Raw genomic sequence first — 15,346 nt, forward strand, 5'->3', positions numbered from 1 at the left:
TACGCTTATTCCTTAAAAATCCCATAGTAACTCTGCATTTACCGGTTGATTATATTTGCAACTCATTTTAGAAACTATATGATGAGAATAGCAATTAACGGTATGGGCCGTATAGGCCGGCTTTTGTTCAGACGGTTGATTGACCGGGACGATATTGAGCTGGTTGCGGTCAATGATATTATGGATGCCGATAACCTGGCCTATCTGATAAAGTACGACTCGGTATACGGCACCTTCCCCGGCACCATTACCCACCAACCGGGAGCCATTGCAGCCAATGATAAAGTAGTAAAGGCCTTCAGACAGGATAAACCTGCGGCCCTGCCCTGGAAAGACCTGAACGTAGACGTGGTGCTCGAATGTTCGGGAAGCTTTAGTACCCGTGCCGGGGCCGAACAGCATTTAATGGCCGGCGCCCGCAAAGTGTTGTTGTCAACCACCGGTTCAAACGATATTCCCCTGCTGGTATACGGTTTTAACCAACATGCGCTTTCAAAGGAAGAAACGATCATTTCGCCAGGCGGCTGCATGACCAACTGTTCAACACATATATTATATATTTTGAATGCCATTGGCATAAAATCGGTACAGTGTAATATTTTACATTCCTATACCTCGCGTCAGGAACTGGTTGATGCGCCGCATAAGCAATTCAGGCGCGGAAGGTCTGCTGCGGAGTCTATTATACCGGTAGAAATTGATCTGCAACATTCGCTTGAGCGGTTATTACCTGCCCTTGCAAACAAGATCGCCTCGGTATCGACCCGGGTACCGGTAGCTAATGGCGCCATGGCCGATTTTACCATTCAACTGCAGCACGATACTTCGCGCCAGGAAATAAACCGCTTGTTCGCTACAGCCGCTAAAAACGATTATAAAGGCATTATAGAGTATACCGAAGACCCGCTGGTTTCGCTCGATATTAAAGGAAATACCCATTCCTGTGTTATCGACGGTACGCTTACCTCGGTAGTGGGCAACCATGTAAAGCTGATTGCCTGGTTCGATAATGAGTATGGTTTTACCACCCGCATGATCGACTGGCTGCCTTTAATGAAGTAAGAAGTAAGAAGGAAGATGTATGAAGTTAGCGGGATTCCTAATTGCAAATTATTTTCTCATCTTCCTACATCCTTCTTACTTCGGCATCCTGGTTCACAAAAGTCTTGGGTTTTTGATTTGGGAATTTTAATTTACTTTTAATTACTTATAGTGGAAACACATACCCGGTAACTTTATTATTTGTGAATTTTGCGACCATGAATTTTTGGCTATGGAAGAAATAAAAATTTTACTGGTAGAAGATGAAAAAAAGATAGCTGAGTCATTAAAAAAAGGGCTTACCGAACAAAACTATCATGTTGAAGTAGCCTATGATGGCCTGATTGGTAAAAAATTGTTCGAGACCTACCCGTTCGATCTCATCATCCTCGATATCAATTTGCCCGGTTTGAACGGCTATGAGCTGTGCAAGGAAATACGGCGGCACAGCGAACGTATTCCCGTAGTAATGTTAACGGCCCTTAACACTACCGCTGATAAAATTGAAGGTTTTGATGCCGGTGCCGATGATTATATTGTAAAGCCATTCGATTTCAAGGAACTGTTAGTGCGTATACGGGCATTATTAAAAAGGATCTACCATAATATTCCTACCGGTAATATTCTGAAGGTGGCCGATCTTACCATGAACCTCGACAGTAAGGAAGTAACGCGGGCCGATAAGCCCATTTCGCTTACCGCCAAGGAATTCCAGTTGCTCGAATACCTGATACGGAACAAGAACCGGGTGGTATCCCGTGCAGATATTGCCCTGAATGTATGGGATATAGATTTTGATACAAAGACCAACGTGATCGATGTATATGTAAACTTCCTGCGTAAAAAGCTGGATAAAGATTTTGACACCCGGCTTATTCATACCCAGGTAGGCATGGGCTATATACTGAAAGAAAACCCATAGATTGAAGATCAAATTTAAAATAACTGCGCTTTTTGCCTTACTGGTTACCATTATACTGCTGGCATTAAGTATATCTGTTCATTATTTTACCGCCCTGCAACGAACGGAAACATTTAAAAAGCGCCTGAAAGGCCGCGCTAATAACGACGGACAGCTTTTTTCTTATTTAGGTGATAATGACAGCAGCCGGGCATTCCTCTATCATATGGATTCGGCGTCGGCATTTACGCTCACCCAGAAAAGCGTGGCGATCTTTAACTATCTCGATCAACCGGTGTATCAGTATAATGTTCCCGATATCGATTCTATAATACCCAATAAGGAGATACTGAAACAGGCCCGGTTAAAACACGAAGTATCTTATTCGGCCGGTAAACGTGATGTGCTGGCCTTCCATTATACCGATAAACGCAGCCGTATTATTGTGGTAGTAGCCGGGTATGATGCAGACGGCTGGGAGCGCCTGAAAGACCTGCGCGATCTGTTACTTGTTTGTTTGTTCATAGGTATTGCGGTTGCCCTGGCAGTAGGCTATGCTTTCTCGTTACAACTGGTTAAACCCATTAAACAGATCATACATGACGTAAATCATGTTACTTCGCAAAACCTGTCGAAACATATACAGGCCGGCAGCACGCAGGACGAACTGAACCAGCTGGCGAACACCTTTAATGACCTGCTCGACCGGTTGCAGGAATCGTTCCTGATACAACGGCGGTTTATTTCCAACGCGTCGCATGAACTATCGACCCCGCTTACTTCCATCTCGAGCCAGCTCGATGTAACCCTGCAAAAAGAAAGAAGCACTGAAGAATATAAACAGGTGATATATTCAGTGCATGAAGACGTGCAGCAAATGCAACAGCTTACCAAAAGCCTTCTCGAAATTGCAAAGACCGGCTCACAGGGAAGTATCGAACTCAGTGAAGTGCGTATCGATGAAGTGTTGTTAAAGGTAACTGCCGATGTGCAAAAGAACAGTGAAGCGTATAAAGTGATACTGCAGTTCGGCGACTTTCCCGACGATGAAAAAGCTTTCCTGGTATTTGGCAACAGCGACCTGTTGTACAGTTCCCTGCGTAACATTGCCGATAATGGTTGTAAATTTTCATCTGACCATCATGTAATGGTTAATTTGTTATTCGAAGATGATAACGTAATTGTACAATTTAAAAACTACGGCGATACCATTACGAAAGAAGAAGCCGAAAATATATTCCAGCCATTTTATCGCAGCGCCAATGCTTCGCCTATAGAAGGCTTTGGGCTGGGGCTGCCGCTTGCCAAACGGATCATCAATTTGCATAAAGGCGACATCAAAGTGCAGTCATCTCCCCATACCGGAACGGTTTTTACGATCGTACTTCCTTCATTAAAGGCTTTTGCGGCTAAACCTTAAGGGTATTCCCATTTGTTTAATTGCTTTTTAATTCCCCTTTAATTAGCGTTTAACGGTAATAAAGCATATTTGAGTACTATTTCAATGAAAAGGAACCAAACAGTCTATGTTTTCCGGAGCCTCGCTATAGGGGGCATAGTTTTTCTGGTAATAGCCCTTAGGCTTCACCGGAAAAATGAACAGTTAACAGACTCAAACAACAAATTAATGTTGCAGAACGATTCTGTTTTATCCGTAAACCTGCAACTGCAAAAAGATATTAATTACCTGAAGCACCACCTCGATAGTTTTGTACATAACGTTCCCGAAAAGCAACAACTGACCGCCGGAAAATAACACCCACCTGAAATCTCTGCCAGTATGATCATTGATGCAACACTAAAGTAATTTGGTAGGATAATGCGTAGGAGTTACTCAAAACGGTTTAGCAATCATTTTACAGCTGATTACAATCATGGGATAGAAAAATTGAATGAAATACATTTTATAAATGTTACCCCAGGATTAATTGTACGGGCTGTAGTAAAATGAATTTTATTGATAAACAATAGGATAAAGATTTAATTGGTTAAACAGAAAAATAATACTGTAAATACTTTTATAATTTTTCAAAAGGTCGTACCTTTTGTGACAGGCCAGTAAAATCCTTAAGCTGATATCTTTGCCTTACTCGTTCAATTTGCCTTGATTTTGATCCATTATTTATTCTTTGATGTCCCGTGTCGATAACCTTGTGAAAGCTGCAAAAAAATTCTGTATAGAAAACAACATTTTTTAGGCAACCAAAAAAGGAGGGCACAATGAAACACCACCAATCCCCTTACGTAAACAAGAGGAAGAAGTGTATTGAATTTCACATCAAGAATTCCTGTGCAAACAGAATTTCTCTCGCGGGAGATTTTAATAACTGGGCCCATGACCAGTTAACGTTACGACCCACCAAGAATGGATTTTGGAGTATAGAAATACCAATGTTGCCCCGGGGTAAATATCATTACAAATTCTTTATTGACGAACGTATGTGGGCTGAGGATATTGAGAATCAGTTCCGCGAACCAGATGGTGTTACAGGTTGGAATAGTGTTTTGGAGTTATAGCCCTAAAGTTTATGCAGAAAACATGTTGAATGGTAATAAAGCCATGTGTGTTTAATTCCGTACATCCCACATATTGTGGGAAGAAAGCTTTGTTAAGCACGCAGAGTTGAGATACATAAGATGAGTTGTTAAAGATTGAACAACTCATCTTATTTTTTTATGCATTGTTGTAAACTTTATATACCGGTTCTCTTAGTATATCGCCTTTGTCGGAACAAATAAAGGCAAGTACCTCGGCTATTTGTTCAGGTTTTACCCAGTTCTCAAAATTTGCCTTCGGCATGCTATCCCGGTTAGGCTTTGTGTCAATGGTGCTTGGTGCAATTACCGACACGGTTACATTTTTACCTTTGGCTTCTTTATTTAAAATATCTGCCAGTTTAAATAGTAGTGATTTGCTTAAAGCATAGGCAATTTTATTGGTACCTTCTTCGGCCTGCAGGCCGGGGCGAGCGCCGGTAAACACCAGCCGCCCATAGCCGTTCTGCATCATGTGCTGAAATAAAGGCCGGGCAATATTATAAGCTGTTTCAAAATTCAGGGTGAACATATTTCTTAATGCGGTAATGTTGGTACTGTCGATACCGCCCATTTCAAAACCGCCTGCCAGCAATACGCCACAATCAATATTGCCGTACAGGCTGGCTGCTTCTTTCACGAATGTTTCGCTATCTGTTTCATCGGTAAGTTCTACGGCATGCAGCTCAAACTGGGGATTCCTGTCGGCAAACCCCAAATGGCTACCCGAATGGTCAACCGCAATTACTTTAAAATCCTGTTCAAGGAATTTTTTTACTACTGCAGTACCCAGGTTGCCGTTAGCGCCTGTTATAATGATGGTTTTAGGCATAATGAAAAATTATAGGTTGAATTCAAAGATAGGGTATTGCCTAAAACCATAGCCGGGGTAACAAACAAATAAAAAAGGCCCCGGTGAAACCGGGGCCTTTTTTTAAAAAATTATATAGTAAAATATGATCTAGAACAGAAAATTCCAGCCATGTTTATCTTCATCCAGGCCTTTGCGAATGGCTTCCATTTTATTCTTCAACTGGAACATAATGGAGTTGTCGTTATAAGCCGGTAAATGATGATCGATGCCATTTAAATGGATGGTGGCAATAGGTGCTACCACAGCGGCTGTACCTGCGCCAAATGCTTCAGTGATGGTATTATGCCTGAACGCATTTTCCAGCTCGGCCAGGGCTACGGGGCGGGCTTCATAAGGAATACCCAGGTCGGCAGCCAGCGTTAATAAAGAATCGCGGGTTACACCTGCCAGGATAGAATCGCTGGTGGGCGGAGTAACCAGTACGCCATCGATGACGAACATGGCATTCATCATACCTGATTCTTCAATGTATTTATTTTCGCGGGCATCTGTCCATAAAACCTGGTCGTATCCCGCTTCTTTTGCTTTTTGAGTAGGGTAGAAAGCGCCACCATAGTTGCCGGCACATTTGGCAGAACCGGTTCCGCCTTTGGCAGCTCTTGTATATTCGGTTTCTACTTTTAATTTCAGTGGTTGTGAGAAATAGGGACCAACCGGACCGGTAAAGATGATGAAGCAATATTCATCAGAGATCTTTACGCCATATTTGGCCTCGCTGGCAAACATCAGCGGACGAATGTATAAGCTAACACCGGGTTGTGCGGGTAACCAGTCTTTATCTACTTCAATGAGGCGGCGTAAACCTTCAACAAATATTTCTTCGGGTATGCCTGGCATGCACATGCGGTTAAGTGAACGCAGCATTCTTTCATAATGCTTTTGCACGCGAAACAGGTTAATGCGGCCATCATCGAGCCTGAAAGCCTTCAAACCTTCAAACACTGATTGTCCGTAATGAAATGCCAAAGTGGTTGGACTTACAGTAATATCACCAAAAGGAATAATGCGGGGAGCCTGCCATTGGCCATTGGCGTAGTTGCAGATCAGCATGTGATCGGATACATAGTTCCCGAATCCCAGTTTATTAAAATCTACTTCCGGTAACTTCGATTTGGTAGTTTTCTGAACTAATATCTCGTCGGTAAGTTCCATATACTAAAAATTTATTTTGTGCTACAAGTCATTTGGGGCTGTAAAGATAACCCGAAAAAAGCCAACAGGCAACCCTTCAACTGCCCTCCTATGCCTGGGTTTCGGTGGGCAAGGCGCTCAGGCCCAATGGGCGAAAAGTAATCGGCCATCTGGAACTGGAATTGGTTCCCCCTTTAGGTGGTCAGGAGGCATTCCTTCCCGAGCCGTACTGTTTCATTTACAAGCAATTCAAAATCAGTGAACCGGCTGCGGTGGTTGGTAATGGCCGCCCTGATGGCGTATTCTCCGTTCAATACCGTATAGGAAGGGGCCGCTATGCCCTGTTCGTGCAGCCGCATCAATATTTCCCTGTTCAGCTCATTCAATTGCTTTGTGATGTAGTTGCCCGGATTAAAACGAAAGCAAACAATATTCAATGGCACAGGCGCCAGCAATTCCAACTCCGGTTGCATTTGTACCAGTTCGGCCAGGTATTGAGCCTGCTGCAGGTTTTGCCTGATGAGTGTGCGATAGGTTTCCAACCCATTTTGCTTTAACGACATCCAGATCTTCAGAGCCTTAAAGCCCCGCGATAGTTCCATACCAAAATTGTTAAACCCGTCGGGACCTGCACTCAGTCCCCGCTCGTGCAGGGTTAAATAGTTTACGGCCGATGCAAATGCTTCCCTGTGCAGCTGCGGGTCGCGTATGAGCACACAGGCCGCTTCATAATTCACATACAACCATTTATGAAAATCGAACGATAAGCTATCGGCCAGCTCCAGGCCTTTGAGGCTGTCTGCAAATTCAGGCAACAAATTGGGAATAGCGCCAAACGCGCCATCTACATGCAGCCATAGTTTGTGTTCTTTTGCAATGGCCGCCAGCTCATTGAGCGGGTCAATGGCGCCAGTATTTACGGTGCCGGCATTGCCCACTATACAAAACGGAATGTAACCGGCCGCTCTATCTTCCAGGAGCATACGCCGCAATTCATCGGTACGAATGCGGTAATCGGCATCAACGGGAACCTTGCGGAAATTGTCGCTGCCAATACCGATCACTTCTACCCCTTTCAATACACAATTATGCGTTTCGGAAGAACCGTACACCGTGAGTGGGCCGGCAACCGACTGCAAGCCTTTTGTTTTAATGTCGCGGTTGGCAGCATGCCGGGCCACTACCAGTGCTGTGATATTTGCCAGGGAAGCACCGCTCAACAGCAACCCGCTTGCTGTTTCCGGAAACCCCATCATTTCTTTCGACCAGTCGAGTACCTGTTTCTCTACATACATGGGCATACTGTCACCAATGCTTACATTGGCGTTCATGCCCGAGGCCAGCATATCGGCCAGCATACCGAACGGGGTGCCGCCACCCTGTACCCATGCCCAAAAGCGCGGATGAATATTGTTGATGTTAAAGGGAAGTACATGATTGAAGAACTCTTCATACACGGCCTTTGCGTCCTGGGGCTGTTCGGGAACGGGCTGTTGCATACTGGCCAGGGCTGCTGCTGTTGGTTTTGTATATACCGGGCGTTGGCGGGTAGTTTCAAGGTAATAGAACAGATCATCGAGCATGCGGTGGCCCAGCTCATTCAGGGTTGACCAATCCTGCGGGTCGAGTGTTCTTTCTTCTGTTAATAATGCTTCTTTTTTCATAACTACTTATTGTCAGGTATAAAGTTGCGCCGCATCAAATGGGCTAACAACCCGTTTCCTGCGTTCTTTTACAAATTTCCTGTAGAACAGTAGTATAAAACAGATGCAGTTTGCGGTAATTGAACTGGATCAGATGATGCAATTCCCCACTTTTTTACCCGCATTTCCCAATCCGGGATAAGCGAAGCGTAACCGAAGCTTGACCGAAGCGTGACCGAAGCTTTCCTGAAGGTATTCCCACAATGGGAGTTGTGTTTCGTCCTAAAATAGCTACAGGCAGTTTTGTTGTATAACAACAGAGGGTGGCAAGTTAACCTGCCACCCCCTTATTAACTTACTCAATTATTTATGCATAAATGTGCTCAATAGAATCGCGGTATTTTTCCATCACCACTTTTCGTTTAATGCTCAGCTTGGGCGTCATTTCACCGGTTTCAATGCTCCATTCGTGTGGCAGCAGTTCAAACTTTTTTATTTGCTCTACGTGGTTGAAGAATTTGTTGAAGCTGTGTACGAGCTCATTGAACAGGTCAATTACTTTGGGTTGTTTTATCAGCTGTTCATTGGGCATATCTGCAATGCCCTGTTTACGGGCCCAGTCTTTCAGTGCCGGAAATGCCGGAATGATGAGCGCGCCTACAAATTTCTTTTCAGCGCCTACCACCATGATCTGCTCTACATAAATTGATTCTTTCAGCTTGTTCTCAATGGGCAGTGGCGCTACGTACTTACCACCACTGGTTTTGAACAATTCTTTTTTGCGATCGGTAATTTTCAGGTATTTATTTTCTACATACATCCCAATGTCACCGGTATGGTACCATTCGCCGCTCATTGATTCTGCGGTAAGATCGGGGCGTTTGTAATAGCCCATCATAACGTTGGGGCCTTTGCAAAGTATTTCACCGTCTTCGGCGATCTTTACTTCTACATTATCGATCAATGGGCCAACTGAACCAAACATCCGGTTATGCGCTTCAAAACGGTTTACACTGATCACCGGCGAGGTTTCAGTTAAACCATAGCCTTCGAGCACCGGTATGCGGCCTGCGGTAAATATGCGTATTAAACGAACCTGGCAGGCAGCGCCCCCGCTAACAATACATTTCAGGTTATTGCCCAGGCCCTCGCGCCATTTGCTAAAAATGAGTTTGTTGGCAAGGGCCAGTTGCATGTTATAGCTAAAGCCCATTGGTTTATTGATCTCGTACCGGGCAGCGAGGTCGTGCGCCCAGTAGAATAATTTTCTTTTCAAACCGGTTAACTCTGCGCCTTTGGCCATAATGCGGTCGTACACTTTTTCGAGCAGGCGGGGAACGGTGGTGAAGATGTCGGGTTTTACTTCCTTCAGGTTGTCGCCGATGGTATCCATACTTTCAGCATAATAGATCGCTATTCCCCTGTACAGGTAAAAATAGGAGATCATTCGTTCGAATATATGGTTCAGGGGCAAAAAGCTGAGCGCCCGCATATTCTGAAAATCGGGCAAACAGGGATAACAGGCCATTACATTGCTCAGGATGTTCTTGTGCGAAAGCATAACGCCTTTGGGTGTTCCTGTGGTGCCTGAGGTATATATGATGGTGGCCAGGTCTTCGTAATCGATGTTGGCCGCAATGGTTTGAATTTTTTGTATACCTGCTTCATCACTCAGCTGCAAAATGTCTTTCCAATGGCGGGCATTGGCCACGTGTTCAAAAGTATAGATCTCCTGCAGGCAGGGAACGCGGTCTTTTACACTTAATACTTTATGGAAAAGCTCTTCGTCGTTTACAAATACAATTTTTACCTGGGCATCATTTAACACAAATTCCAGGTCCTGCACATTTATGGTGGGGTAAATGGGCGTAAGAATGGCGCCAATTTGCTGAACAGCCAGATCGAGCATTATCCATTCGGGGCGGTTCTTGCTAAGGATGGCAATTTTATCGCGCTTTTCGGCGGTCATATCGCCGCACTGGATACCCAGGTTCAATAAACCGGCCCCGAGTTTATCAACGGTGGTCTTTACTTCTTCGGTACTGTATGTTTTCCATTTACCATTTTCCTTTGCCGCCAGCATATCGGTCAATGGCTTTGTTTTTAAACGGTACTGCAGGCAATCGAATAATCGTTTGGGTTCGGTCATAGATGTTGTTTTTTGAGCCCGGCAAATGATTGTGGAAACGGCAAGCGGTTCCCCCCGGGACTTGCATTGATTGAATTTAACAAATCTGCGCTAATAAAAAAAGTCCCCCGGTGTACCGGGGGACTAATTAATTTATTTTACTGATTGATAATACTGACCCGCGGGTAATTTGAAAACCCGGTTGTGCTGAAAATAATCAAACTTGTTGTATTCTTCCTGGTGAGTTTTGGTCCAGTTTTCATACGCCGGCAGGTTGGCGGCTGTGCCAAAAACCCATTGGTTATATGCGTCGAACATCCCTGCTTTTAACAATTGCTGCTGATATTCGAACAGGCGGAAGGGAAAACGTGTGGCGTTTTTCGCATACCAGTCAAGGATGAATTTGGTGCGAACGGCCGATAAAGTTTCGGGCGTAACGCCGTTAGAACCGATGAATGAAGATTGTGATTTAATGATATCGAAATAGGCTTTTACAAACTCATTCTTTGTATCCTGATCTTTGGTAAGGTTAACATCGGAAAACAATTTCTTATAGCCATCGAGTAATACATTCTTGATCTCTGCGGTACGTTTCGAATAGCTTTCGAGGTTTACAAAGATCTCTCCGTATATCAGGCCCCAAACCTTATCGGTAGTAAAATAATAATGTTTGGCGGCGTTGTAATAATTACCTGAATAACCAGGGTCCGATTCAATGCCTTTTTCCCAAATTTTGATGGCTTCGGCGTAATCTTTTTTGGTATATTTCATTTCGCCATATTCGCTGTACAGGGTGCCGCTATTGGGGAATTTCTTCAGGGCCGCTTTGTACATTTTTTCGCAATCCTTTACTTCTTCAATGGCTTTATACACCATACCCAGTAATTGAAAGCTTTGCACATCGGCATCCTGCCGGTCGGGGAATTTTTGGGCTACCTCCAGGGCGTGCACATAATCACGGTTAAGGTAATAGGCGAACGTGAGGTCTTTCTGCAATTCCAGGTTATCGGCGTTGCTCTGTAAAGCCCTGTTCAGCACCAGAACGGCGTTGGAATAATCGCCCTGCTTCATATAATTTTTAGCAGTTTCCTGAACTGTTTTAACATCACCGGCGGGCTCCTGCTGGGCCTGGGTCAGATTTACGACAAACAATAATCCTACAACTGGTAAAAGATGTTTCATACGGGACCAAAGATAAGGGAAGTAGCATAGCTGGAAAAGAAGGAAAGTTTCGCAGAAAGTTAAAGTTCCTGGCAGGGAAGTTCTGAAGTAGGAAGTAAGAGGCAGGAAGTAGGAAGAACCCGAAGGCGGGAGCCGCTTTGCTGTTTCAGGCCTCGAATTGGGCGGATGCTCGAAATCGGAGGTCTGAGGTCTGAAGTAGGAAAATCGAAATACAGGCTCTTCGTACTTCTTATTTCCTACTTCTTACTTCATTTATTTTCGACCAGGATTACTCCTGTATAACAAAATGCTCCTGTTTAACCTTCTGAACCGTAGATCAGGTGCGTAAGCAACCCATCGCGTAATTTGGGTTCGAACCAGGTGCTTTTCGGGGGCATTACATTACCGCTGTCGGCAATATCGAATAACTGCTGAATGGTAACGGGGTGCAGGCTGATTGCTACAGCCATTTCGCCGCTGTTCACCCTTTTTTCCAGTTCACCCAGTCCGCGAATACCGCCTACAAAGTCGATCCTTTTATCGGTTCGCTGGTCTTTAATGCCTAAAATGGGGTCCAGTACCAGGTTCGACAGAATGGTTACATCCAGCACGCCAATGGGGTCGTTGCTCCAGGTGCCTTCTTTGGCGGTGAGGGTATACCACTGGCCTTTGAGGTACATGCCAAACTGGTGCAATTTGGCCGGTGAAACGGCGCTGCTGGCCTTTTCTATGGTAAAAGACGCTGCCAGTTTTTCGAGTAAAGCGGCTTCAGTGAGTCCGTTCAGGTCTTTCACCACCCGGTTGTAATCCATAATATACAACTGGTTTGAGGGGAACAGGGTGGTGAGGAAATGATCTGCTTCCTCCTGGGCTTTATTACCCAATGCTTTTCTCACTTTGGCGGCCGAAGCGGCACGGTGGTGGCCGTCGGCAATATAAGTTTGCGGGATCTTGTTTTTGAACAGGTTGGTAACAGTTTCAATGGCCGCATCGTCATTGATGACCCAAATGGTATGGCTGATGGCATCATCGGCTACAAAATCATACACCGGCGTGTGGGTGTTTTTCCAGTTTTCAATCAGCGTATCCATTTCGGCGTTGTTGCGGTACGCCAGGAAAACATTACCGGTTTGGGCGCCGGTAGTGGCTATATGGTTAATGCGGTCTTTCTCTTTTTCGGGCCGGGTGAACTCATGCTTTTTGATGATGTCATTTTCATAATCATCAACTGAGCTGGCAGCTACCAAACCGGTTTGGCTGCGGCCATTCATTATCAGTTGGTATATATAATAACAGGGTTTGTCTTCCCTGAACAAAATGCCCCGTTGAATAAATGCGGCGATGTTCTCTTTTGCTTTCTCATATACCGGCTCGCTGTGAATATCGATATCCTCGGGCAAATCGATCTCTGATTTGGTTATATGCAGGAACGAATATGGATTGCCAACCGCTTCTTCACGGGCTTCTTTTGAATTCAGCACATCGTAAGGACGGGAAGCAAGCTGCCTGGCCAACTCGGGACGTGGGCGCAGGGCTTTAAAAGGAGAAATATTAGCCATTATTGAGAATTTATTAAGCGGTGCCTACCCTAACCTCCCGATTTGTGGGGAGAAATTGACGGCACCTGATTAAATTTTGAATTGCGAATTTATTAACCTGTTTTAATACCCGATCATAAAATCCCCGGGCCGGGATTCCCTTGCTCTTCGCCAACTGGCGAAGGTGGGGTGTTTACCCTTTCTTCTCAGCAAAATCTTTCATTAGGCTGGTAAGCACCTGCACACTTTCAATAGGCAGGGCATTGTACAGCGATACTCTGAAACCGCCCACGCTGCGATGGCCTTTTACTCCTACCATCCCATTCTGCTTGCAAAGTGTTTGAAATTCTTTTTCGAGATCGGCATTCTCAATTGTAAAGCAGGCATTCATAATACTGCGGTCTTCCTTATTGATCACAGTGCCTTTGAATACCGGCAGGCTGTCGATGGTGTTATACAGCAGTTGCGCTTTCTGGTTATTGATCTTTTCAATAGCCGCCACGCCACCCTGGTTTTTCAACCAGCGCAGGGTAAGCATACACACGTATACAGCAAATACCGGAGGCGTATTTAACATGGAACCGTTCTCGATATGATTGCGGTAGTCCATCATGGAAGCGAGTTTGCGGTTCACTTTGCCCAGGATGTTCTTATTAATGATCACCAGGTTTACCCCGGCCGCGCCAACGTTCTTTTGGGCGCCGGCATAAATAAGATCGAATTTATTAAAGTCCATTTGCCGGCTCAGGATATCACTGCTCATATCGGCTACCAGGGGTACGCCGGCTTCAAAAAAGGGCGTAAAGTCGTGCCACTGAACACCATGAATGGTTTCGTTGGTGGTGAGGTGAAAGTATTTGGCCGTTTTAGGAACGGTGAATTGTTTGGGCAGGTGGTTGTAGTTGCTTTCTTTGGCGCTGCAAACCACTTCTACGTGACCGAATATTTTGGCTTCCTTTATAGCTTTGGCCGACCAGGTACCAGTATCGGTGTAGGCGGCTATTTCATTATCGTTCAACAGGTTCATGGGAATTTGAAAGAACTGGGTGGAAGCGCCGCCATGCAGGAACAATACTTCATGCTGATCGTCGAGCTTCATCAATTCTTTTACCAGGGCAATGGCCTCATCCATCACAGCCTGAAACAGATCGGTGCGGTGACCTATCTCCAGGATCGACAAACCGGAATTATTGTAGTTTAAAATGGCTTCGCTGGCTTGTTTGAATACTTCCTGGGGCAGAATGCTGGGCCCCGAGTTAAAATTATGCATCATTGTTTCGTACTTAAATTAGAAGGAGTGCAAAAGTATTCAATTAACGGGACTATAGCCGGGGCGAATTTTGCTGGTTCCGTTTAACTAATTCATTATGAACTAATCACAATCTTTGCCTTTTATGGTTCCTTTTAGCCAGGCGGCGTTCAGTTCCTCAAATTCACGGCGATCGTCTTCGCTGAACTGCTGGTTGGTGAGCGTTTTCAGGTCGGGCTGGCCGGCGTTTACCCAGGCGGTATACCAGCAGGAGGCCACAGCCATTATCGATTGTTGCATGCGGCGTTCGATCATATTATTGAGCTGTTGATCATAAGCCAGGCAGTAAGCGGTAGCATATTGTTTTATGAGCAGGCCGTTGCGCGGTTCAAAGGAATATTTTTGATCGGGGGAGAACCGGGCCGTAAGCTCGCGTTCAATACGCAGCACACTATCCGCCGCACCAGCGCTTTCCAGCACCCGCGACCAAATAAAAGCACCCGGGTGCTCAATATAGGTAGCTTTTCCCATCAAAAAACTCCAGGAGGTGGCAGCCAGCAGTTCGGGGATGCGCGATTCCCAGAAGGCATGAATACCCTGCTGGTTGGTGAGCTGGCCGTTGTGGTTGCTGCAAACGTGCAGGGGCACATGTGCATCGGCTATGTAATGGCCTATATCGGCCGAGAGTTTCAGGACCTTCACCTGGTCTTTTGCTTTAAAGGCTGCGGTAAGCCTGAACATCATAGTTTGAATATACCAGGGAACAATACCATAGGCCTGCAGGGTATCGTTGCCATATTTTTCAAGGGCTTTTGGCCAGCTGTGGGGCAATGAATCAAAGGGGTAAGTGCCGTAATGATCGATGTCGATATAATGGCGGGCGCCTTCTGCGGCTACGGCATACCGTCTTTTGTCGGGGTCAACGGCATGATCGCTGAGGAACTGGATATTGGGTTTGTACAGCGCCATCATTTCGGGTGGCAGCATAAAGACCGCATAATAATTTATCTGGCGATGGGCATAAAACCCCCAGGGGTAAAGATAATGACTGCACAATACCGCCAGGGCAATGAGTAGTAGCTTCTTCATAGCGGGCAAGCTTAATAACGGGCAAACAGCTGCAAAGATAGAAGCAGGGAGCTCCC

At 45.3% G+C, this 15,346-nt stretch carries 13 protein-coding genes; 5 read left to right on the forward strand and 8 right to left on the reverse strand.

Annotated features, from left to right (window positions below):
* Positions 1-78: 78 nt before the first annotated feature.
* From A3860_RS07110 to A3860_RS42245, 5 genes are all read left to right on the forward strand, one after another.
* Complete coding sequence (locus A3860_RS07110) at positions 79-1,062, forward strand: type I glyceraldehyde-3-phosphate dehydrogenase (protein ID WP_081145855.1); 984 nt, start codon at positions 79-81, stop codon at positions 1,060-1,062.
* 211 nt (positions 1,063-1,273) lie between these two features.
* On the forward strand, positions 1,274-1,963 hold the full coding sequence (locus A3860_RS07115) for a response regulator transcription factor (protein WP_081145856.1): 690 nt from the start codon (positions 1,274-1,276) through the stop codon (positions 1,961-1,963).
* A gap of 1 nt (position 1,964) precedes the next feature.
* On the forward strand, positions 1,965-3,362 hold the full coding sequence (locus A3860_RS07120) for a HAMP domain-containing sensor histidine kinase (RefSeq protein WP_081145857.1): 1,398 nt from the start codon (positions 1,965-1,967) through the stop codon (positions 3,360-3,362).
* 207 nt (positions 3,363-3,569) lie between these two features.
* Positions 3,570-3,698 (forward strand): hypothetical protein, encoded by a 129-nt coding sequence (locus A3860_RS42065; RefSeq protein WP_262497285.1) that lies wholly within the window; start codon positions 3,570-3,572, stop codon positions 3,696-3,698.
* 464 nt (positions 3,699-4,162) lie between these two features.
* Positions 4,163-4,459 carry a hypothetical protein gene (locus A3860_RS42245; protein WP_081145858.1) on the forward strand — a complete coding sequence of 99 codons (297 nt, stop codon included), beginning with the start codon at positions 4,163-4,165 and terminating at the stop codon, positions 4,457-4,459.
* A 157-nt stretch (positions 4,460-4,616) separates the two neighbouring features.
* Here A3860_RS42245 and A3860_RS07130 read toward each other — a convergent pair whose 3' ends face one another.
* From A3860_RS07130 to A3860_RS07165, 8 genes are all read right to left on the reverse strand, one after another.
* Positions 4,617-5,309, reverse strand: a complete 693-nt coding sequence (locus A3860_RS07130) for an SDR family NAD(P)-dependent oxidoreductase (protein WP_081145859.1) — start codon at positions 5,307-5,309, stop codon at positions 4,617-4,619.
* A gap of 129 nt (positions 5,310-5,438) precedes the next feature.
* Entirely contained in the window at positions 5,439-6,503 is a 1,065-nt protein-coding gene (locus A3860_RS07135; protein ID WP_081145860.1) for a branched-chain amino acid aminotransferase, read from the reverse strand.
* A gap of 173 nt (positions 6,504-6,676) precedes the next feature.
* Positions 6,677-8,146 carry a pyridoxal phosphate-dependent decarboxylase family protein gene (locus tag A3860_RS07140; protein ID WP_081145861.1) on the reverse strand — a complete coding sequence of 490 codons (1,470 nt, stop codon included), beginning with the start codon at positions 8,144-8,146 and terminating at the stop codon, positions 6,677-6,679.
* Positions 8,147-8,492: 346 nt separating this feature from the next.
* Complete coding sequence (locus tag A3860_RS07145; protein ID WP_081145862.1) at positions 8,493-10,274, reverse strand: AMP-dependent synthetase/ligase; 1,782 nt, start codon at positions 10,272-10,274, stop codon at positions 8,493-8,495.
* A gap of 132 nt (positions 10,275-10,406) precedes the next feature.
* Positions 10,407-11,435 carry a tetratricopeptide repeat protein gene (locus tag A3860_RS07150; protein WP_143773982.1) on the reverse strand — a complete coding sequence of 343 codons (1,029 nt, stop codon included), beginning with the start codon at positions 11,433-11,435 and terminating at the stop codon, positions 10,407-10,409.
* A 296-nt stretch (positions 11,436-11,731) separates the two neighbouring features.
* On the reverse strand, positions 11,732-12,973 hold the full coding sequence (locus tag A3860_RS07155) for a DUF1015 domain-containing protein (RefSeq protein ID WP_081145864.1): 1,242 nt from the start codon (positions 12,971-12,973) through the stop codon (positions 11,732-11,734).
* Between the two features lie 172 nt (positions 12,974-13,145).
* Positions 13,146-14,225 carry a 3-phosphoserine/phosphohydroxythreonine transaminase gene (serC, locus tag A3860_RS07160; RefSeq protein ID WP_081145865.1) on the reverse strand — a complete coding sequence of 360 codons (1,080 nt, stop codon included), beginning with the start codon at positions 14,223-14,225 and terminating at the stop codon, positions 13,146-13,148.
* Positions 14,226-14,324: 99 nt separating this feature from the next.
* Positions 14,325-15,290, reverse strand: a complete 966-nt coding sequence (locus A3860_RS07165) for a zinc dependent phospholipase C family protein (RefSeq protein WP_081145933.1) — start codon at positions 15,288-15,290, stop codon at positions 14,325-14,327.
* Positions 15,291-15,346 lie beyond the last annotated feature (56 nt).

It is taken from the genome of Niastella vici (assembly GCF_002077945.1).
GTDB lineage: Bacteria > Bacteroidota > Bacteroidia > Chitinophagales > Chitinophagaceae > Niastella > Niastella vici.